We start from the raw sequence: 20,690 nt of genomic DNA, 5'->3' as shown, positions 1-20,690 counted from the left end.
CCGGCGCGCGCTCTAAGCTCAACGGGTGGCAGCAGCTGAGCACCCGGCCGAACCGGCCGGCACCGCATGGCCGGCCCGCCTGCACGTGGTGACCGGGAAGGGCGGTACGGGCAAGACCAGCGTGGCCGCGGCGCTGGCCCTCGGGCTGGCCGCCGGCGGCCGGCGCACCCTGCTGGTCGAGGTGGAGGGGCGGCAGGGCATCGCCCAGCTCTTCGGCACCGACCCGCTGCCCTACGAGGAGCGGCACCTGACCGACGCCCGGGACGGCGGCGAGGTGCGGGCCCTGGCGGTGGACGCCGAGGAGGCGCTCCTCGAGTACCTGGACATGTTCTACAAGCTCGGCGCGGCCGGCCGGGCGCTGCGCAAGTTCGGCGCCATCGACTTCGCCACCACCATCGCCCCGGGCCTGCGGGACGTGCTGCTCACCGGCAAGGTGAAGGAGGCGACCACCCGCACCAACGGCCAGCGCCGGGCGTACGACGCGGTGGTGCTGGACGCGCCGCCGACCGGGCGGATCGGCCGCTTCCTCAACGTCACCGCGGAGACCGCCCGGCTGGCCAAGGTCGGCCCGATCAAGACCCAGAGCGAGGGGGTCGCCGTGCTGCTTCGCTCGCCCATGGCGGCGGTGCACGTGGTGACCCTGCTGGAGGAGATGCCGGTCCAGGAGACGGTCGACGCGATCGCCGAGCTGACCCAGCTGGGCTTCCCGGTCGGCCGGGTGATCGTCAACGGCGCCCGGCCGCCGGTGCCCACCGGCCGCGCGGTGAGCTCCGCCGAGCTGAAGCGGGGGCTGGCGGCCGCCGGCCTGCCGGCCGACGCGCGCACCGTCGCGGCCCTCGCCGGCGAGGCGCGCGACCAGCAGGTACGGCGGGAGCTGGAGGACTCGCTCCGAGGCGACCTGGTGGAGCTGGGGCTGCCTCTGACCGAGCTGCCGCTGCTCCCCGACGGGGTCGACCGGGCCGGACTGGAGACGCTGGCCGAGGCGCTCGTCCGGGCGGATTGACTCACACCTGCGGCCGGCACGGAGCAGAGACACCCGGAAGACCGATACGCTCGATTGGTGCCTTCCGAAGACGCGGCGCCACCGCTGGACGTCGACCAGATCCTCGCCGACCCCGGCGTACGGATCGTGGTGTGCTGCGGGGCGGGCGGAGTGGGCAAGACCACCACGGCGGCCGCGTTGGCGCTGCGGGCCGCCGAGCGGCACGGCCGGCGGACGGTGGTGCTCACCATCGACCCGGCCCGCCGGCTGGCCCAGTCGCTCGGCCTGACCGAACTGGACAACACCCCGCGCCAGGTCAAGGGCATCGACGTCGAGGCCAGCGGCGGCGAGCTGCACGCCATGATGCTCGACATGAAGCGCACCTTCGACGACGTGGTGCTCCAGCACACCGATCCGGCGAAGGCGGCGGAGATCTTCGCCAACCCCTTCTACCAGGCCATGAGCTCCACCTTCGCCGGTACGCAGGAGTACATGGCGATGGAGAAGCTGGGTCAGCTACACGCCCGGGGCGAGTGGGACCTGATCGTGGTGGACACCCCGCCGTCCCGTTCGGCGCTGGACTTCCTGGACGCGCCGGCCCGGCTGTCCCGGTTCCTCGACGGCCGGATGCTGCGGCTGCTGCTCGCCCCGGCCCGGAGCGGTGGGCGGAGCATGTTCAGCTTCGTGACGGCCGGCTTCGGGATGTTCTCCAAGGCCGTGCAGAAGGTGCTCGGGGCGCAGCTGCTCACCGACCTCTCCGGCTTCGTCGCCGCGCTGGACTCGATGTTCGGCGGTTTCCGGCAGCGGGCCGAGCAGACGTACCGGATCCTGCAGGCGCGGGAGACGGCGTTCCTGCTGGTCGCGGCGCCGGAGCCGGACGCGGTGCGGGAGGCCGCCTACTTCGCGGGCCGGCTACGCGAGGAGCACATGCCGCTGGCCGGCCTGGTGCTCAACCGGGTGCACCGGCCGGCGGTGCCGGAGCTGAGCGCGGCCGACAGCCGGGCCGCCGCGGCCCGGCTGGAGGACGCCGGCGGGCACGAGGGCACCGTCGAGGTGTTGCGGGCCCACGCGGCGCTGGCCCAGCAGGCGGTACGCGAGCAGCGGGTGGCGGCCCGGTTCACCGAGGCGTTCCCGGCCGTGCCGACGGTGTCGGTGACGGCGCAGCCCGCCGACGTGCACGACGTCGACGGGCTGCGGACGATCGGCGAGGCGATCAGCCAACGGTGAGCCGCGGTGACCGACAGGCCGGCGGTCAGTTCGCGGTGGTCACCAGGACCTTGTCCTTGCCGGTCTTGTCCTTGGCGTTCTTCTTCATGGCCGCCTCGAACATCTTCCGCCAGCTGGTCACCTGCGGGTGACGGCGCAGCAACGCCCGGCGTTCGCGTTCGGTCATGCCACCCCACACCCCGAACTCGATCCGGTTGTCGAGCGCGTCGGCCAGGCACTCGTACCGCACGGGGCAGCTCCGGCAGATCCGCTTCGCCACGTTCTGTTCAGCGCCCTGTACGAACAACGCATCCGGGTCACCGTTCTGACACGCCGCCAGTGACGGCCAGTCAGTGATCATGCCCATGTGTAAACGTCCCCCCTTGCAGTACCTACCGACGTCACGCGACCAGCCGTCGAACTCCCCCCGGTCGTCCGGCCTGCCTCCCCAGGGCGGCACGGACGACATGCGGCTCTGTCGCCGCCAACCATCATGCTGTGTAGTCACCTGATTACGCAACGTTGTCGGCGAAATCCATCATTCCGGACACTCCCGGCTTCCCGGGCTCTCGCCCGCCGTCTACCCCACCCGAGTACGTGAAAACGCTGCGCAGCTCCCCCTTTCGGGGGAGACTTCTGCGGGTCCACGCAACCATCCGCCTGGGTTCGTGCGTTTAGCACAACGAGGCCGGCGCGTGCTGGAAATGGGGAAAGTTCCCCGCGCGCCCCTCATTCCCTACTCGCGTACCCTGTCGAGGTGACCTGGATGCGGAAACGTGACCACAATGTGCTGACCAACGCCGCATCGCTACTCATCTGTGGCCTGTTGGCCGGCGTGGTGGTCGCGGCGGCGGCCTTCCCCGCAGTGGCGATGTCCGGACTGGCCGCCAAGGCGGGGGCCGAGACCTTTGGCGCGCTGCCCAAGGAACTGACCGTGGCCCGGTCCCCGCAGGCCAGCGTTCTGGTCGCCGCGGACGGCAAGACCCCGTTGGCCGCGATGTATGACGAGTACCGCAAGGAGGTCAAGCTCAAGGACGTCTCGCCCTACATGCAGAAGGCCATCATCGCGGCCGAGGACCACAACTTCTACAAGCACAACGGTGTCGACTTCAACGGCGTCGCCCGCGCGTTCGTCAACAACAGCTCCGGGGTCAACTCCCGGCAGGGTGCGTCCACCCTGACCATGCAGTACGTCCGGCTGGCCATCTCGTACTCGGCCACGCACCCGGCCGACGTGGTCGCCGCGACCGAGGACACCAGCGCCCGCAAGCTGCGCGAGATGTCGCTAGCCATGCAGGTCGACAAGGAGTTCTCCAAGGACGAGATCCTGGAGCGCTACCTGAACATCGCCGCCTTCGGCAACGGCGCGTACGGCATCTTCGCCGCGAGCCAGACCTACTTCGGCAAGCCGCCGAGCAAGCTCGACATCCAGGAGTCGGCGCTGCTGGCCGGCCTGGTGAAGGCGCCGACCGCGTTCGACCCCACCACCAAGTCCGGCTACACGGAGGCGGTCGGGCGACGTAACTACGTCATCGACAACATGGTGCAGATCGGGGCGATCACCAAGGATGAGGCCGAGCAGGCCAAGAAGATCACGCTGAAGGTCAACAGCAAGCGCGCCCCGAACGGCTGTGTCCAGGCCAACACGCAGAGCTGGGGCTTCTTCTGCGACTACTTCTACCGCTGGTGGATGCAGCAGGAGACCTTCGGCGCCAACTCGTACGAGCGTGAGCGCCGGCTGAAGAGCGGTGGCTACACCATCAAGACCAGCCTGGACGTGCAGGCGCAGACGGGTGCCGACAAGGCGGTCCGTAACCACCTGAGCGCCAACAACAAGGCCGCCCGGATGGTGGCGGTCATTGAGCCGGGCACCGGCAAGGTCCGCGCCATCGCGGTCAACCGGAACTACAAGCTCGACGATCCGAACCATCCGCAGAACCAGCTCAGCAGCGACCCGAAGAAGCGCAAGAAGGGCATCCGGGGCACCTACCCGAACACGGTCAACCCGCTGGTCACCGGCGGCGGTGGCGCCAACGGCTACCAGGCCGGCTCGACCTTCAAGATCTTTACCCTGGTGGCGGCCCTGGAGAAGGGCATCCCGCTCAGCTACACCATCAACGCGCAGCCGGTCTTCAAGTCCGACTACATCATCAAGCAGGGCTCGCCGGCGGCCTGCCCCGGCACGCACTTCTACTGCCCGCAGAACGCCTCGAAGTCGATGGCCGGCGTGCACAACATGTGGAGCGGGTTCGGCTTCTCGGTCAATACCTACTTCATCCCGCTCCAGCAGCAGGTCGGCGCGGAGAACGTGGTGAAGGCCGCGGAGAAGCTCGGCATCACCTTCCGCTCCTCCGACGACGCCAAGCTCGCCGCGGACGCGCACCAGTGGGGTGCGTTCAGCCTGGGTGTCTCGCAGACCACGCCGCTGGAACTGGCCAACGCGTACGCCACCCTGGCCGCCGACGGCAAGTACTGCGAGCCGATCCCGGTCGAGGAAATCCGCAGCCCGGACGGCGACAAGCTGGACGTCGCCAACCCGCGCTGCGAGCAGCGGATCGACACCCAGGTGGCCCGGGCCGCCGTGGACGCCGCCCGCTGCCCGGTGGGTGACCGCTCCTCGACCTCCGAGTGCAAGACCGCCACCGCCGGCGAGGTCCACCGCATCGTCAACGCGCCGGTGGCCGGCAAGTCCGGCACCACCGACTCGGACAAGACCTCGGCCCTGGTCGCGATGACCAAGCAGTACGCGGTGGCCGGCATCATGGCCGACCCGGACTGGCCGCAGACCAACCAGAAGATGGGCCACAAGGAGCTCACCGGCATCAACCCCGCGGTAACCGAGACGCTGCGGGACGCCATGAAGGGCAAGGAGCGGAAGGAGTTCACCCCGCCGAGCGGCAAGATCATCAAGGGTGACCAGCGCTCCATCCCCAACGTGAAGTGCCAGTCGATCGACGCCGCCAAGTCGCGGCTGCGCGGCGCCGGCTTCGACCCGGTGGTCTCCAACAACCCGAGCCCGTCGGAGTGCCCGGCGGGCACCGCCGCCGGCACCAGCCCGGACGGGCGCACCATCAAGGGCGGCGTGGTGATGATCGAGGTCAGCTCCGGCCAGCCCAAGCCCGGCACCAGCACGGGCCCCGGCGGCCCGACGGTCCCGCCCGGCAACGGCAACGGCCGGGGGCCGCGACCGCGCGGCTGACCGGCCAAGGACGAAGCGGGCGGGCACCCTGGTGGGGTGCCCGCCCGCTTCGTCGTTGGTCAGAGACCGAGCTGTCGGCGTACCTCGGCGGCGACCCGGCCGCCCTCGGCCCGGCCGGCCACGGCCGCCTGGGCCGCCTTCATGGCCGGGCCCATCTGCGCCTTGCCAGTGAAGCCGCCCGCAGCCAGCGCCCCCGTGACCAGCTCGGTCAGCTCGGCGTCGGAGAGCTGCTTCGGCAGGTAGCGCTCCAGCACCTCACCCTCGGCGGTCTCCTTGCCGGCCTGCTCGGTACGGCCCGCGTCGGCGAAGGCCGTGGCCGCCTCGCGCCGCTTCTTCGCCTCCTTGGTCAGCACCGCGAGGACCTCGTCATCGCTGAGCTCGCGCTTTTCCTTGCCGGCGACCTCGGCGTTGCCCACGGCCGCGAGGGCCATCCGCAGCGTAGAGGTGGTCAGCTCGTCGCGCGCCTTCAGGGCGGCGCGCATGTCGGCGGTGAGGCGATCCTTCAGCGTGCTCATGGACGGTCAAACTACCCTGAACGGCATGCGAAAGCGCACACTATTCCGGCTCGCCGCCGGGACCGTCGCCGCCGGCGCGGCCACCCTGGCGTACGCGTCCCTCGTCGAGCGCAACCTGTTCACCCTGCGGCGGTACGACGTGCCGGTGCTTCCGACCGACGCCGAGCCGTTGCGCGTGCTGCACCTGTCGGACCTCCACATGATGCCCAACCAGCGGCGCAAGCAGGACTGGGTGGCCTCGCTGGCCGCCCTCGACCCCGACCTGGTGGTGGTCACCGGGGACAACATGGCGCACCCCGACGCCGTCCCCGGCGTGCTGCGGGCCCTGCAACCGCTGCTCGACCTGCCCGGCGCCTTCGTCTTCGGCTCCAACGACTACACCGGGCCGGTCTGGAAGAACCCGTTCACCTACTTCCTGCCCGACCGCGAGTACACCGAGGGCGTGCCGCTGCCGTACGAGGAACTGCGCGACGTGTTCACCGGCGCCGGCTGGGTGGACCTCAACAACGCGCGGACCACCCTGAAGGCGGGCGGCCGGGAGATCGAGCTGGCCGGCGTGGACGACCCGCACGTCGAGCGGGACGACTACGACGCGGTGGCCGGCCCGGTCAGCTCCGGGACGACGCTCTCCATCGCCCTCAGCCACTCCCCCGAGCCGGCCGTGCTCGACCGGATGGCCGCCGACGGCTTCGGGCTGCTGCTGGCCGGCCACACCCACGGCGGCCAGGTCTGCGTGCCCGGCTACGGCGCGCTGGTGACCAACTGCGGCCTGCCCCGCTCGATGGCCCGCGGGCTGCACCGCTGGCCCGGCTCGGACTCCTGGCTGCACGTCTCCGCGGGCCTCGGTACGCACCCCACCGCGCCGGTGCGGTTCGCCTGCCCGCCCGAGGCGAGCGTGCTCACGCTGATCTCCCGCTGACCGGCCCGCGCCCGGGTGGGGTACCGAGTTTGACCATCGGAGCGGGTGGGCTACTATTTGTCGGCACGCCTCGGGGTGTGGCGCAGCTTGGTAGCGCGCTTCGTTCGGGACGAAGAGGTCGTCGGTTCGAATCCGGCCACCCCGACCAGAGGTAAATGCATCAGGGCCCCTCCACGGAGGGGCCCTGATCCGTATCTGTCATCGGCCCCGGTGGCCGAGGACGCGATCCTGCCCACGGGCAGATGATCAATTTTCCTGGCAAGGTTGGTGGCATGCCCGGCCTCATCCGCTCCCGCCTGACCGACTGGACCACCCTCGTACCCCTGATCGCGGTCCTGGTGCTCGCGGCCGCCTGGGGGCGCCAGCTGCCCGGCCCGTTGATCGCGGTGGTGGCCGCGCTGCTGGCCGGTGCGGTCCTGGCCGCCGTGCACCACGCGGAGGTCGTGGCGCACAAGGTGGGGGAGCCGTTGGGCTCGCTGCTCCTTGCCGTGGCGGTCACGGTGATCGAAGTCGGACTGATCGTCACCCTCATGATCAGCGGCGGGGAAAAGACGCAGGCGCTGGCCCGCGACACCGTCTTCGCCGCCGTCATGATCACCTGCAACGGGATCCTCGGCCTGTCGCTGCTGATCGGCGCGCTGCGTCACCGGGTCGCGGTCTTCAACCCAGAGGGCACCGGTGGGGCTCTCGCCACCGTGGCCACGCTCGCCACGCTCAGCCTGGTGGTGCCCACCTTCACCACCAGCCGGCCGGGCCCGCAGTTCTCCCCCGCGCAGCTCACCTTCGCGGCGGTGGCGTCGCTCGCCCTCTACGGCCTCTTCGTGATGGTGCAGACCGGCCGGCACCGCGACTACTTCCTCCCGGTCACCCACGAGGGCAGCGTCGTGGCCGTCGATGCCGACGGCGACGGGCACGCGGACCCGCCGTCGGCCCGGACCGCGCTGGCCAGCCTGATACTGCTGCTGGTGGCGCTGGTAGCAGTGGTCGGCAACGCGAAGATAATCTCTCCGGCGATCGAGGCGGGTGTCTCGGCGGCCAACCTGCCGCAGGCGTTCGTCGGGGTGGTGATCGCCCTGCTGGTGCTGCTGCCGGAGACCCTCGCCGCGGCCCGGGCCGCCCGGCGGGACCGGGTCCAGATCAGCCTCAATCTGGCCCTCGGCTCGGCGATGGCCAGCATCGGACTGACCATCCCGGCCATAGCGCTGGCCTCGATCTGGTTGGAGGGGCCGCTGCTGCTGGGCCTCGGCGGCACGCAGTTGACGCTGCTCGCGCTCACCGCCGTGACCGGCGTTCTCACCGTGGTGCCGGGCCGGGCGACCGTGCTCCAGGGCGGGGTGCACCTGGTGCTGCTCGCCGCGTTCGTCTTCCTGGCGGCCAGCCCCTGAGCGGTCCGGTCCGTCCCGCCGCCGTCAGTCGTGCAGCTCGGTGCGCGCGACCTCGGTGAAGGCGGCGGCCAGGTAGTCCGCCAGCGGCCGGTCGGTGGCGGCCAGCAGGTCGGCGACGAGCAACGGCGCGTGCCGGGCGATCGCGGCCGGGTCGGGTGGCCCGTCGTCGTCGCCGGGTTCGTACACGCCGAGGGCGCTCGCCAGCAGGACCAGCAGCACGTGCGGGTCGACGTCGGTCCACCACGGCGTGGTGGACCGGACGCAGCGCTCCAGCACCTGGCGCACGTCGTCCCCGTCCAGCCCGTCCGGGTGGGTCTGCTCCAGCAGCAGCCGGACCACCCCGCCGAGCACCAGGCCGGCCCGGTCGGCGGCGGCCAGCCGTTCCACCGCCGGCCGGTACGCCTCGGTGTCCCGCTCGCGGGCGGTGGCCACCGCCTCGGTGGCGGCCGCGGCGATCTCGCGGGCCGGTGCGGGCAGGTGGCGCCAGGTCACGGTCACCGGGCCAGCATGTCAGACAGCGTGTTCTTGCTCACGGACCGGCTCTGCCGAACGCGGAACCGGCCGAAATCCGCTCGCCGCCTGTCACACCCGGGCAACAGAATCCAGGCATGCTGCGCCGCGCCCTACCCGCTCGCCCGGAAGCCCGTCGGATCCTGCTCGGCACCCTGTTGTCGGCCATCGGGCGCGGCCTGACCCTGCCGTTCCTCTTCATCTACCTCACCGACGTACGCGGGCTGACCGACAACCAGGCCGGCCTGGTCATCGGTTGGTTCGGGGCGGTGACGCTCGCCCTGTCGCCGCTGGGCGGGACGCTGATCGACCGGTTCGGCGCCCGCCGGGTGGTGCTGCCCTGCCTGGCGATCGAAGCCGTCGGCACCGGCTCGCTCGCGCTGGTCGACTCGATCGGCACGGCCTTCGCGGTCAGCACCCTGATCGCGATCGGCGGCTCGGCACTCTGGGCCGGGCAGACCACCATCCTCGCCTCGTTGACCGGCGACGGTGAGCGGCAGCGGGTGTTCGGGCTCCAGTTCGCCCTGCTCAACCTCGGCATCGGGGTGGGTGGCCTGATCTCCGGCGCGGTCGTCGACATCGCCCGCCCGGTCACCTTCCAAGCCATCTACCTGCTGGACGCGCTGAGCTACCTGACGCCGGGCCTGATCCTGCTGACCCTGCCGCACGTCGGGCACCGGCTGGTGCAGGCCCCGACGGCGGCCGCACGGTCGGCCGGGGGCTACCTCACCGTGCTGCGGGACCGGCCGTTCCGGCGCCTGGTCATCTTCGGTCTGGTGCTCACCACCTGCGGCTATGCGCAGATCGAAGTGGGCTTCACCGCGTACTCGGTCCGGGTGGTGGAGGTGACGCCGCGGGTGGTGGCCTGGGCCCTCGCCTGCAACACGGTGATGATCGTGCTCGCCCAGCTGTTGGTGATCCGCCGGATGGAGGGGCGCAGCCGGACCCGGGCGCTCGCCGCGGTGGGCGCGGTCTTCGCGGCGGCCTGGCTGGTCCTCGGCGCGGCCGGCCTGGTCGGCACGGGCAACGCGCTGGTCGCGGCGCTCGGCGTGGTGGCCTGCGCGGCGATCTTCGGGTTCGGCGAGACCATGCTCTCGCCGGTGATGCCGGCGCTGACCAACGCGCTCGCCACCGACGAGCTCCGCGGCCGGTACAACGCAATGAGCTCGATGATCTTCGGAATCAGCGGGATCATCGGCCCGGTCACGGCCGGCCCGCTGCTCGGGGCGGCGCACGGGCGGCTCTGGGTGGCCGTCGTGGTGGGCGGCTGCCTGGCCGCGTCGGCGCTGGCCCTGTCGCTGCGCCCGCTGCTGACCGCCGCCCAGGACGGCCGCACCGCCCCGGCCCCGGCGACCCAGCCGCAGCCCGTCGTCGCCTGAGCGCCCTGCTGGTGGCCTCTGCGGGCGAGCGGAGTACCGGAACGCGAACGGGCCCCGGAGCGGCTGGCTCCGGGGCCCGTCGTGGTGCGGGTCGCCGTCAGGCGGCGGGAACCTCCGCGGTGGTCTGGATCCGGTCCAGCGCCGGCGGCGAGACCGGCGACTTCGCGGTCAGGTACGCGGTGAAGGCGTCCAGGTCGATCATGCCGGTGACCTGGTTCTTCCCACCCGGGAGGACGCTGAAGCCGTCGCCGCCACCGGAGAGGAAGTTGTTCACCGTGACCCGGTAGGTCGCCGTGTCAACGACCGGGGCGCCGTTGATGGTGAGGCTGCCCCGGACCACCCGGGTGCCGCTGCACGGCGAGGTGGCGGGCGCGGTGGTGCCGTTGACGTCGACGACGTAGTGCACCGTCGAGGACGCGTACAGCACCCGGGCGACGGTGAACTGCTGCTCCAGCATGCAGTAGAGCTGCGCGCCGGTCAGGTCCAGCGTCACGAGGTTGTTGGCGAACGGCTGGACCGTGAACGCCTCGGCGTAGGTGACCGGGCCGGCATCGACGTCGGCGCGGACGCCACCGGGGTTCATGAACGCGGCCACCGCGTTCTGCTCGTTGTCGGTGGCGGCGAGTTGGGCGTCGGCGATCAGGTTGCCGAGCGGCGACTCACCGGTCTGGTACGTCGGCTTGCCGTTGGCGTCGACCCCGGTCTGGTACAGGTTCTCCTGGGTCTTGGTGATCGCGGCGGTGGTCTCGCCGACCACCTTGTCGGCCACCGGGCCGAGCGCGGTCTTGTAGTGGGTGATCAGGTCGGTGGTGGCGGTGTCCTTCGGGACGTCCCGGGTGACCACGACGTTGTTCGCCTTGGCGCTGATGACGTCCTTGGTACGCCGGTCGATCTTCAGGTCGATGTCGGTGACCAGGCGACCGAACGAGCTGGCACTGGTGACCAGCTTGCCGTTGACGTTGCAGTTGTACGCGGCGTGGGTGTGCCCGCTGACGATCACGTCGATGGCCGGGTCCATCCGGTTGGCGATGTCGACGATCGGGCCGCTGAACCCGGTGCAGTCGTTGATGCCGCCGCCGTTCTGCACGCCGCCCTCGTGCAGCAGCACGACGATGGCCTGCACACCCTGGGCCTGCAGGATGCGGGCGTACTTGTTGGCGGTGTCGGCCTCGTCGGCGAAGGTCAGGCCGGCGACACCCTGCTGGCTGACGATCTGCGGGGTGCCCTCCAGGGTCATCCCGATGAAGCCGACCTTGATGCCGTCGACGTTCTTGATGCCGTACGGCGGCAGCAGCGGCTGGCCGGTGGCGGTCTTGAAGGCATTCGCCGAGAGGTACTGGAACTTGGCGCCGTTGAACGGAGTGCCGTCGGCGCAGCCGTCGACCGGGTGGCAGCCGCCGTTCTGCATGCGCAGCAGTTCGGTGGCGCCCTCGTCGAACTCGTGGTTGCCGACGCTGGTGAAGTCGAGGCCGGCCAGGTTCATCGCCTCGATGGTCGGCTCGTCGTGGAAGGCCGCGGAGAGCAGCGGCGAGGCGCCGATCAGGTCACCGGCGCCGACCGTGATGGTGCGCTCCCGCTCCTCCTCGGTGGTGCCGCGCAGCTTCTTCAGCTGGGTGGCCAGGTATTCGGCGCCACCCGCGGTTTTCCCGTCGATGGTGCCGCTGGAGCCGGTCGGCGGCTCGAGGTTGCCGTGGAGGTCGTTGACGGCGAGCAGCTTGACATCAACCGGCTTCGGATCGGCTTCAGCCTGATTTGGGTGGACAGCGACCGCGGTGAACGCGGTCGCGGCGAGTGCGGCCAGGCCGACAGCGGCCCGGCGCATGCCGGGGACGGACATGGGACTCCTCGTGAGATACCGGCGCGTGGCGGGTCCGGACGATGGTTCGCCCGGCGACCCTGCTGTGTGCCGTGACAGGGGTCGGTCGGCGGACGGCGTGAATCGGGGAAACGCCGCCCCGCCGGGGGCAAGCTTCTCATCCGCCGGGCGATCGGTCGACCGGGACGGCACTCCTGGATGCTGGACGGGGGCGGCGACGTGCACCGGTCTGCCCGAAGAGTCCGACATGACGGGCAGATGAATTCCTTCACGGCCCCCCACGGTCCCGGGCCGGCAGTAGAAAGTAGCCATGACGTCGAACGGGACCACCTGGACGGTGGATACGGTGCGGTCCGCCGATGGCACCATGATCGCGTACGAGACCGCCGGGGAGGGGCCGCCGATCATCCTGGTCGGCGGGGCCTTCAACGACCGCGGCACCACCCGTCCGCTGGCCGCCGCGCTGGCGTCCGACTTCACGGTGTACGGCTACGACCGGCGGGGACGCGGCGCCAGCGGCGACACCGGGCCGTACGCGGTGCAGCGGGAGATCGAGGACCTGGCGGCCCTGATCAACCGGACGGGCGGCCGGTCCCACCTCTACGGCCTCTCCTCGGGAGCGATCCTCGCCGCGTACGCGGCCGCCGAGGGGCTGCCGGTCATCGCGCTGGCGCTCTTCGAGCCCCCGTTCCAGGCCGGGCCGCACGGCGGCCCCAAGCCGGGGCTGGCCGTACGCCTGGCCGAACTGGTGTCGGCGGGTCAACGCGACGACGCGGTCGGGCTGTTCCTGATCGAGGCGGTCGGGGTGCCGGCCGAGGCGGTCTCCGGCATGCGCGGCACGCCGGAGTGGGCCTGGATGGAAGGGCTGGCGCACACCCTGGCGTACGACACCACAGTGACCGGCGGCGGCGAACTGCCGGCCGCCCGGCTCGCCACGATCGCCGTACCGACGGTCGTGGTGGACAGCACGGGCAGCCCGGGGTGGCTGCGGGACGCGGCCGCCGCGACGGCCGGGGCGATCCCCGCCGCCACCCACCTCAGCCTGGCGGGCGGTTTCCACGAGGTGCCGCCGGAGACGCTGGCCCCGGCGCTGCGCGCCGCCCTGCTGCACTGAGCCGGTCGGCTCGTACGCGACGGACCAGAGCCGGCCCCGGCTTCAGAACCAGCAGGTCTGCCCGGCGGCGTGGCTGACCTGGACGGTGTGCGTGACACAGCCGCCGTCGGCCACCCGGTGCAGCAGGAAGGCGGTCGGCTCGGCGACCAGCCCAATCTCCTCGTCCTCGCTCATGGTCAGGCTGGCCTGCACCCAGGTGCTCGGCGCGGTGGTCAACACCGTCCCGGCGAACGCGCTGGTCACCGCCCGGTGCAGGTGACCGGCGGTGACCCGGACGACATGGGGGTGCCGCCCGATCACCGCGGCGAGCGCGTCGGCGTCGGCGAGCCGGATGGCGTCGGCGGCCGGGACGCCGACGGCGACCGGCGGATGGTGCAGACACACGACGGCGGGCGCGTCCGGCCGGCCGGCGAGCACCCCGTCGAGCCAGCCGAGCTGCTCCTCGCCGAGCCGCCCACCGCTGCCGCCGGGAGCGAGCGAGTCGAGCACCACCAGCGTCGCGTCCGGGTGGTCGACGTGGTAGTACGCCGAGAAGCCACCGCCCAGGCAGGGGGTGCCGCCGAAGGTGTCGAGCAGGGACTCCCGATCATCGTGGTTGCCGGTGGCGAGGTGCACCGGCAACGGGAAGCGCCCGATGATGTCGCGCAGCGCGACGTACTCGTCCGGGCGGCCGTTGCTGACCAGATCACCGGTGATCACCACGCAGTCCGGCCGGGGTCGCACTGCCAGGACCCGGCCGAGGGCGCGGTGCAGCCCGGACGCCTGTTCGGCGGCGAGCGGGCCGGTGGTCACGTGCGGGTCGCTGAGCTGGGCGATGAGCATCGACGCCTCCTCGGGCCCGGGACCCTCACGCTATCGTCGCGGGCCCCACCGCGCGGCCCCGCCTTACCCACAGGCGGCGTCCACACCCTGTGGATAGCACATGTGTACGAAGGTCGGTGGACCGTCCGCTGAGTACCCTTGATCGCACCCCGGCCCCTGACCAGGAACGACGTGGATCACGAGCGAGTCCTCCGAGACGTCACGGTCCGCCTCCCGATGGCGTCGACCGCCCTGGAGGCGTGCCGGTGGACGGTCACCGCGCTGGCCCGGCACACCCCGGCGGCCATCTCGATCCTGCTCCAGGTCCACGACCGGCTCCGTTGCGTCGCCGCGACCGGCGCCTGGCAGGTCTTCTCCACCGTGCCGCCGAAGACCGGGATCGTCGGCCGGGTGTACGCCTCCGGCGAGCCCGCCATCGTCGCCGACGTCACCACCGACCCCGACCACCTCCCGGTACGCCCCGACGTCACCGCCGAGATCTGCGTGCCGCTGCGCGGCCCGACGGGCCGGCCGATCGGTGTGCTCGACCTGCAGTGGAGCGGCCCGGTCGAGCTGGACCGGTGGCGGGAGACCGCCGAGCGGCTGGCCGCCCGGCTGGGCGCCCGGATCGTGGCGCTGGACGGCCCGCCGGCCGAGAGCCGCAGCGAGAAGCTGCTCCGGCACGCTGCCGCGATGACCGCCGCGCCCACCGAGTGGGACCTGGTGACCGCCGCGATCGCCGCGGCCCGGGACGTCTCCGGCCTCTCCGCCGCCGTGCTGGTCCTCGGCGACCAGCAGGAGCCGCGGCTGAGCGCGCCGACCGGCACGCCCGGCGAGCTGGAGTCCCGGCTCCGGGCCGAGCTGACCGACGCCGACCCCGCCGTGCTCGGCCGGCTGATCGCCCGGGCGCACCGGCAGGGCTCGGCGTACACGCTGGGCGAGGCGGGGCACCCGCCGACCGAGGACCACCTGCCGCTGGCCCGGGCCGGGGCGCGCACCCTGGTGACGGTGCCCGTCGGGCCGCCGGACACCGGCGGCGTGCTGCTGGTCGCCGACGAGCGGCTGCTGCGCCCCGACCCGACCACGGTCAACCTGATGGAGCTGCTGGCAGGGCAGGCGTGGACCTGCCTCGACCGGCTGCGTACGCTCGCCCGGCTGCGCGAGCAGGCCAACTCCGACCCGCTCACCGGGCTGCGCCACACCGGGCCGTTCGGCCGGCGGATCGCGAGCGCCACTCCCGGGCGTACCGCCCTGCTGGCGATCGACGTGGACGGCTTCAAGGACGTCAACGACACATACGGCCACCAGGCCGGGGACCGGCTGCTGGTCGGGCTGGCCCGGGCGCTGGAGGGGGCGTTGCGGCAGGGCGACGAGCTGTACCGGACCGGCGGCGACGAGTTCGTCGCGGTGATCGAGGTGAGCCGCCCCGAGGAGGCGGTCCGGATCGCCGAGCGGCTCACCGAGGCGGCCAGGCGGACCGGCCGTACGATCAGCGTCGGCGTCGCCCTGCCCCAGCCCGGCGAGTCTCCCGACCTGACCCTCCGCCGCGCCGACCAGGCCCTCTACGCGGTCAAGCGGCACGGCCGCGACGGCGTCCGCCTCGCCGCCGCCTGACCGCTCATGCCCGGCGCGCCTTGGCGCGATCCGCTCCACCTCGGCGCAGTGGCGGCATCCCCCGCCCCCTGATCCACCCCACTTCGGCGAGGTCGCCAGCGTCCGCTGCCGGCCGGTCGTCGCCCGCCAGTGCCGACGCTGACGGCGCCCCGGGCCGGGTCAGGAGCGGGTGAGTTCGGCGGCGAGGAGTTCGGCGATCTGGGCGGTGTTGAGGGCGGCGCCCTTGCGCAGGTTGTCGCCGGTGACGAAGAGGTCGAGAGCCCGCGGGTCGTCCACGGCGCGGCGGATCCGGCCGACCCAGGACGGGTCGGTACCGACGGCGTCGATCGGCATCGGGAACTCGCCGGCGGCCGGGTCGTCGACCAGGATCACGCCGGGCGCGTTGCGCAGCGCCTCCCGGGCACCCTCGGCATCCACCTCGGTGGCGAAGACCGCGTGCACGGCGATCGAGTGGCCGGTCACCACCGGCACCCGTACGCAGGTGGCGGAGACCTTGAGGTCGGGCAGCCCGAGGATCTTGCGCGACTCGTTGCGCATCTTCAGCTCCTCGGACGACCAGCCGCCGTCGGCCAGCGAGCCGGCCCACGGCACCACGTTGAGCGCGAGCGGGGCCGGGAACGGACCCAGCTCGTCGCCGACCGCCTGCCGCACGTCGCCCGGACGGGAGCCGAGCACCCGGTCCCCGGCGATCTTGCCGAGCTGGGCGTGCAGCGTGTCCACGCCGGCCTGCCCCGCCCCGGACACCGCCTGGTACGACGCGAGCACCAGTTCCCGCAGCCCGTACTCGCGGTGCAGCGGGGCGACCGCCACGATCATCGCCAGGGTAGTGCAGTTGGCGTTGGCGATGATCCCCTTGGGCCGGTTACGGACCTGCTCGGGGTTGATCTCCGGCACCACCAGCGGGACGTCCCGGTCCATCCGGAACGCGCCGGAGTTGTCCACCGCGACCGCACCCCGGCTGACCGCGATCGGCGCCCATTCGGCCGAGACCTCGTCCGGGACGTCGAACATCGCCACGTCCACACCGTCGAACGCCTCGGGACTGAGCGCCTGGACGGTGAGCAGCTCACCCCGGCACTGCACCTGCCGGCCGGCCGAACGCTCGGAGGCGAGAAGCCGGATCTCGCCCCAGACGTTGCGCCGGGCGGAGAGCAGCTGGCACATCACCGTGCCGACGGCACCGGTCGCCCCGACCACGGCGAGGGTGGGCAGCGACGGCATGGCCGGCTACCGCCCGGTGCCCGCGTAGACCACGGCCTCGGACTCGCCGCCCAGATCGAAGGCGTCGTGGATGGCCCGGACCGCCTTGTCGAGGTCGGTGTCCCGGCACACCACGGACACCCGGATCTCCGAGGTGGAGATCATCTCGATGTTCACGCCGGCCGCGCCGAGGGCCGCGAAGAAGCCGGCCGCGACGCCCGGGTGCGAGCGCATGCCGGCGCCGATCAGGGAGACCTTGCCGACATGGTCGTCGTAGAGCAGGCCCTTGAACTTGACCACGTCCTGGATCTTGCTGAGCGCGGCCATCGCGGTCGGGCCGTCGGTCTTGGGCAGGGTGAACGAGATGTCGGTGCGACCGGTGCCCTCGGTGGACACGTTCTGCACGATCATGTCGATGTTGATCTCGGCGCCGGCCACGGTGTCGAAGATCCGCGCGGCGGCACCCGGCTCGTCGGGCACCCCGACAATGGTGATCTTCGCTTCGCTGCGGTCGTGGGCGACCCCGGTGATCAGTGCCTGTTCCACAGGAAGGTCCTCCATCGATCCGGTGACCATCGTGCCGGTGTTGGTCGAGTATGACGAACGGACGTGGATCGGCAACCCCGCGCGCCGGGCGTACTCGACGCTGCGCAGGTGCAGCACCTTGGCGCCGCAGGCGGCCAGCTCCAGCATCTCCTCGTAGGTGATGTGCTTGATGTGCCGGGCGTTCGGCACGATCCGCGGGTCGGCGCTGAAGACGCCGTCCACGTCGGTGTAGATCTCGCAGACGTCCGCGTCGAGCGCGGCGGCGAGCGCCACGGCGGTGGTGTCCGATCCGCCCCGGCCCAGCGTGGTGACGTCCTTGGTGTCCTGCGAGACGCCCTGGAAGCCGGCCACGATGACCACTGCGCCCTCGTCCAGCGCGCCCTTGAGGCGGCCCGGGGTGACGTCGATGATCCGCGCCTTGCCGTGCACCGAGGTGGTGAGCACGCCCGCCTGCGATCCGGTGAACGAGCGGGCCTCGTACCCGAGGTTGTGGATGGCCATGGCGAGCAGCGCCATGGAGATCCGCTCCCCGGCGGTGAGCAGCATGTCCAGCTCGCGGCCGGGCGGCAGCGGGCTGACCTGGTTGGCCAGGTCGAGCAGCTCGTCGGTGGTGTCCCCCATCGCGGAGACCACCACGACCACGTCGTCGCCGGCCTTGCGGGCGGCCACGATGCGCTCGGCCACGCGCTTGATCCGCTCGGCGTTGGCGACGGAGGACCCGCCGTACTTCTGCACCACGAGTGCCACGACGGCGCACTCCCTCCCAGCGACGACCCTGAGCGTGCCGACGCCGCCGGATTCCGGTCCGGCGGCGTTTGTCAGACCTCCTCAGGGTATCGGGCGGCGCGCGTCACCGGGCCGGGTGATCCCACCATCCGGCCCGGCGTGGGGCGGCTCACCAGCGCCGGACACCCCGCCGGCGGGCCCGCGACACGCCGGCGGAACAGACGTACGGCGGGCTCCGCCAGCCCGTCCGGCACCGCAGAATGTCCCGGTGCACGCTCACCTCCGCACGGCCCGGCGACTGACCGGCGTCCCGGCGATCGTCCTGCCGGCACTGCTGGCCGCCTGCACCGCCAGCCCGCCGGAGCCGGTCCCACCCGGCGCCACCGACCCGGCGCCCGCGGAGGTGGACGCGGCCCGCGACGAGCTGGCCGCCCTGGCGGCCGCCGCCCAGGACCGGCACCTCACCGCCACCTACACGTTGACCGGCCCGGACGGCTCGGCCCGGACGGTCTCGGTGACCAGCGCGAACGACGGCACCTGGCGGGTGGACGTGCCCGGTTGGGGGCTTGGCGGCACGGTCGACGTGTCGCTCGCCGCCACCGCCGAGGGGCTGTTCCAGTGCGCGCTGCCCTCGGCCGGCCGCCCGGAGCCGACGAGCTGCGTACGTCTCGGCGAGCCGGACGACGCCGTGCCCCGGAAGCAGGACATCAGGGTGCAACACCCGTTCACCGACTCGCTGGAGGTGCTCACCGACCGGCGGGCCCCGCTCGCGGTGTCACCGGCCACGCCGCCGGCCGGGATCAGCGGCCAGTGCTACTCGGTCGAGTCGACCTCCGCGTCGCTGAACGCTCCGCTGGACGTGGGCATCTACTGCTACCGGCCGGACGGCACCCCGACCGCCGTCCACGCTGCCTTCGGCACCCTGAAGCTGGCCGGCGAGCCCGGCCCGGCCCCGGCCACCGTGCGGCTGGCCGGCCCGGTCACCGAGGGCGAGCCGATCGGCACCGACTCGCCCACCGTCGGCCCGAGCCCGGAAACGCCTTGACCCTATTGTCCGTTACAGGTGCTCTTAGCCACATCTGACCGGCCCGGTCGGGGGCATCCAACGCCCATCCGGGACGCTCTACCCCATGGCCGACCTCACACCGCTGCTCGCCTTCCGCTGGAGTCCCCGCGCCTTCGACCCGGAGGTGGAGCTCACCGGCGACGATGCCGCCTCGCTGCTGGAAGCCGCCCGCTGGGCGCCGTCGGCCGGGAACGCGCAGCCGTGGCGGTTCGCCCTGGGGCACCGGGAGGACGAGACCTGGAAGCGGATCCTCGTCAACCTCCCCGAGCACGACCAGACCTGGGCCCGGCACGCCGCCGCGCTGGTGGTCGGCGCACACACCGGCGGCGACCCGGAACGCGCCGCGTACGACCTGGGCCAGGCGGTCGCCCACCTGACCGTGCAGGCCAGCGCGCTCGACCTGCACGTGCACCAGCTCACCCGCTTCGACCGGGCCGGCCTCGCCACCGAACTGGATCTGGCACCCGGGATCCGGCCACTGGTGGTGGCGGCCGTCGGCCGCCTCGGCGACCCGTACGCGCTCCCCGCGGAGCTGCGCGCCCGGGAGACCGCGCTGCGCCGCCGCCGCCCCCTCGCCGCGCTCCTCCTCCGGTGAGCCGCGCCGCGCCGCGATCGTGCTCGAACCAGGAAGTAGTGCCCTCGGAGTGACCGGGATGCCACTCGATCCAGGATCGAGCACGATCTTGCAAAACCGGGCCGGGCGGGGGGCGGGTCAGCCACCGCGGCTGGCGCGGAGCAGGGCCATGCCGGCCTCGGTGTTCCGGTAGAGGACGTGCCGGCCCTGCCGGGTCCGGGTGATCAGCCCGGCGGCGAGCAGCGCGGAGAGGTGCTGGGAGACATTGCCGCAGGACATCCCCACCCGGCGGGCCAGGTCGGTGGTGGTGGCCGCGGTGTCGAGGAGGCTGAGCAGCGCGGCCCGGCCCGCCCCGACCACCCGGGCCAGCGGGTCGCCGGGTGGCACGGGGGACACCTCCCAGAGCGTCCCCACCGCCCGGACCGGGTACGTCCCGGCGGGCGGCGAGTCCTCCAACAGGTTCCATAGCACCCGGCGGTCGGTGAAGATCCCCGGGTTGAGCACCAGCCCTCGCCCGCCCAGGTCGAAGTCGAGCCGCCACGGATCATCGCTGATTACGCAGTCGCCGAGCCAGCGCAGAGTCGGGTGGAGCTGGCCGAAGAACTGGCCCGCGCCGGCGTCGGCGAGCAGGGCGGCCCGGTGGGCTATGTCCGCCTCCAGCAGCGCGCGGATCCGCGGCCAGTCCGGGGCGATCGCCTCGTCGTACCAGACCCGCAGGGCGGTGACGAGCTGCGGCAGCAGGCCACGGGGGTCGTTGAGCAGAGCCCACCCGAACGGACTCAGCGGGCGCCTCGGCGCGGTGGCCAGCAGGTCCCGGACCACCACATCCGGCGGGGTGGCGGCGATCTGTTCGAGTTGCTCCGCCAGCTCGACGTCGGGGCGGGCCGCCGGTGGGGTGAGGAAGTCGGGCAGCCAGCGGCGCGGCCGGGTCAGCTCGACCAGTGGCCGGACCCGGACCGCGATGTCCGGGCGGCGCAGCGTCGCCCGGGCCGGGTCGATCCAGGGCAGGTGCACCGCGTGCCGGACCGGGTCGTCCAGCGCCCACATGCTGGAGACGGTCTCCCCGACCGGGGAGATGGCGAGGCGTACCCCCGCTACGTCGGCCGCACCGAACCGCAGCTGTGACATCACCACCCCC

General features: G+C 72.4%; 18 protein-coding genes and 1 tRNA gene. 11 read left to right on the top strand and 8 right to left on the bottom strand.

All coding sequences use genetic code 11. From position 1 onward, the window contains the following. The first annotated feature begins 25 nt into the window (after positions 1-25). Positions 26-1,003: an ArsA-related P-loop ATPase gene (locus tag A6A27_RS28230; RefSeq protein ID WP_073837674.1), complete on the top strand. Its 978-nt coding sequence runs from the start codon at positions 26-28 to the stop codon at positions 1,001-1,003. 54 nt (positions 1,004-1,057) lie between these two features. Then, a complete protein-coding gene (locus A6A27_RS28225; protein WP_073837673.1) occupies positions 1,058-2,209 on the top strand; it encodes an ArsA family ATPase in 1,152 nt (383 codons plus the stop codon). A 25-nt stretch (positions 2,210-2,234) separates the two neighbouring features. On the opposite strand, the gene A6A27_RS28220 is transcribed toward A6A27_RS28225, so the two are convergent. Then, positions 2,235-2,555, bottom strand: coding sequence for a WhiB family transcriptional regulator (locus A6A27_RS28220; RefSeq protein WP_073837672.1), 321 nt, complete (start codon positions 2,553-2,555; stop codon positions 2,235-2,237). Between the two features lie 399 nt (positions 2,556-2,954). Between A6A27_RS28220 and A6A27_RS28215 the strand changes: the two genes are divergently transcribed. Beyond that, on the top strand, positions 2,955-5,387 hold the full coding sequence (locus A6A27_RS28215) for a transglycosylase domain-containing protein (RefSeq protein ID WP_073837671.1): 2,433 nt from the start codon (positions 2,955-2,957) through the stop codon (positions 5,385-5,387). Between the two features lie 59 nt (positions 5,388-5,446). On the opposite strand, the gene A6A27_RS28210 is transcribed toward A6A27_RS28215, so the two are convergent. After that, positions 5,447-5,902, bottom strand: coding sequence for a GatB/YqeY domain-containing protein (locus tag A6A27_RS28210; RefSeq protein WP_073837670.1), 456 nt, complete (start codon positions 5,900-5,902; stop codon positions 5,447-5,449). A 25-nt stretch (positions 5,903-5,927) separates the two neighbouring features. On the opposite strand from A6A27_RS28210, the gene A6A27_RS28205 reads away from it, so the two are divergent. The 3 genes from A6A27_RS28205 (at position 5,928) to A6A27_RS28195 (ending at position 8,206) form a co-directional block, all read left to right on the top strand. Next, positions 5,928-6,821, top strand: a complete 894-nt coding sequence (locus A6A27_RS28205) for a metallophosphoesterase (RefSeq protein WP_073837669.1) — start codon at positions 5,928-5,930, stop codon at positions 6,819-6,821. A gap of 71 nt (positions 6,822-6,892) precedes the next feature. After that, positions 6,893-6,969: transfer RNA gene (locus A6A27_RS28200), tRNA-Pro, on the top strand. A 124-nt stretch (positions 6,970-7,093) separates the two neighbouring features. After that, positions 7,094-8,206: a calcium:proton antiporter gene (locus A6A27_RS28195; protein WP_073837668.1), complete on the top strand. Its 1,113-nt coding sequence runs from the start codon at positions 7,094-7,096 to the stop codon at positions 8,204-8,206. Between the two features lie 24 nt (positions 8,207-8,230). Here the strand turns inward: A6A27_RS28195 and A6A27_RS28190 are convergent, their stop codons facing one another. Further along, entirely contained in the window at positions 8,231-8,704 is a 474-nt protein-coding gene (locus A6A27_RS28190) for a hypothetical protein (RefSeq protein WP_073837667.1), read from the bottom strand. A gap of 110 nt (positions 8,705-8,814) precedes the next feature. On the opposite strand from A6A27_RS28190, the gene A6A27_RS28185 reads away from it, so the two are divergent. After that, complete coding sequence (locus A6A27_RS28185) at positions 8,815-10,095, top strand: MFS transporter (protein WP_073837666.1); 1,281 nt, start codon at positions 8,815-8,817, stop codon at positions 10,093-10,095. 97 nt (positions 10,096-10,192) lie between these two features. On the opposite strand, the gene A6A27_RS28180 is transcribed toward A6A27_RS28185, so the two are convergent. Next, complete coding sequence (locus tag A6A27_RS28180) at positions 10,193-11,932, bottom strand: bifunctional metallophosphatase/5'-nucleotidase (RefSeq protein ID WP_073837665.1); 1,740 nt, start codon at positions 11,930-11,932, stop codon at positions 10,193-10,195. A 289-nt stretch (positions 11,933-12,221) separates the two neighbouring features. Between A6A27_RS28180 and A6A27_RS28175 the strand changes: the two genes are divergently transcribed. Beyond that, the gene (locus A6A27_RS28175; RefSeq protein ID WP_073837664.1) at positions 12,222-13,025 is read left to right on the top strand and encodes an alpha/beta fold hydrolase; all 804 of its coding nucleotides are present in this window, start codon (positions 12,222-12,224) and stop codon (positions 13,023-13,025) included. 42 nt (positions 13,026-13,067) lie between these two features. Here the strand turns inward: A6A27_RS28175 and A6A27_RS28170 are convergent, their stop codons facing one another. Then, entirely contained in the window at positions 13,068-13,847 is a 780-nt protein-coding gene (locus tag A6A27_RS28170) for a metallophosphoesterase (protein ID WP_073837663.1), read from the bottom strand. Positions 13,848-14,063: 216 nt separating this feature from the next. Between A6A27_RS28170 and A6A27_RS28165 the strand changes: the two genes are divergently transcribed. Continuing rightward, entirely contained in the window at positions 14,064-15,440 is a 1,377-nt protein-coding gene (locus tag A6A27_RS28165; protein WP_443190012.1) for a diguanylate cyclase, read from the top strand. Positions 15,441-15,599: 159 nt separating this feature from the next. Here the strand turns inward: A6A27_RS28165 and A6A27_RS28160 are convergent, their stop codons facing one another. Then, positions 15,600-16,661 carry an aspartate-semialdehyde dehydrogenase gene (locus A6A27_RS28160; RefSeq protein ID WP_073837661.1) on the bottom strand — a complete coding sequence of 354 codons (1,062 nt, stop codon included), beginning with the start codon at positions 16,659-16,661 and terminating at the stop codon, positions 15,600-15,602. Positions 16,662-16,667: 6 nt separating this feature from the next. Beyond that, complete coding sequence (locus A6A27_RS28155; RefSeq protein ID WP_073837660.1) at positions 16,668-17,933, bottom strand: aspartate kinase; 1,266 nt, start codon at positions 17,931-17,933, stop codon at positions 16,668-16,670. 247 nt (positions 17,934-18,180) lie between these two features. Here A6A27_RS28155 and A6A27_RS28150 point away from each other — a divergent pair, with 247 nt between their 5' ends. Together A6A27_RS28150 and A6A27_RS28145 are read left to right on the top strand one after the other, a co-directional pair. Further along, positions 18,181-18,957, top strand: coding sequence for a hypothetical protein (locus A6A27_RS28150; RefSeq protein WP_241825501.1), 777 nt, complete (start codon positions 18,181-18,183; stop codon positions 18,955-18,957). An 85-nt stretch (positions 18,958-19,042) separates the two neighbouring features. Further along, entirely contained in the window at positions 19,043-19,573 is a 531-nt protein-coding gene (locus A6A27_RS28145) for a nitroreductase family protein (RefSeq protein WP_073837659.1), read from the top strand. A gap of 117 nt (positions 19,574-19,690) precedes the next feature. Here A6A27_RS28145 and A6A27_RS28140 read toward each other — a convergent pair whose 3' ends face one another. Beyond that, on the bottom strand, positions 19,691-20,680 hold the full coding sequence (locus tag A6A27_RS28140; RefSeq protein WP_073837895.1) for an ArsR/SmtB family transcription factor: 990 nt from the start codon (positions 20,678-20,680) through the stop codon (positions 19,691-19,693). Positions 20,681-20,690 lie beyond the last annotated feature (10 nt).

Origin of the sequence: Micromonospora sp. CB01531 (assembly GCF_001905095.1) — a bacterium.
In the GTDB taxonomy this organism is placed as follows: Bacteria; Actinomycetota; Actinomycetes; order Mycobacteriales; family Micromonosporaceae; genus Micromonospora.
Note: the sequence above shows the minus strand (reverse complement) of the source record. Positions and strands in the feature narration are given on the sequence as shown.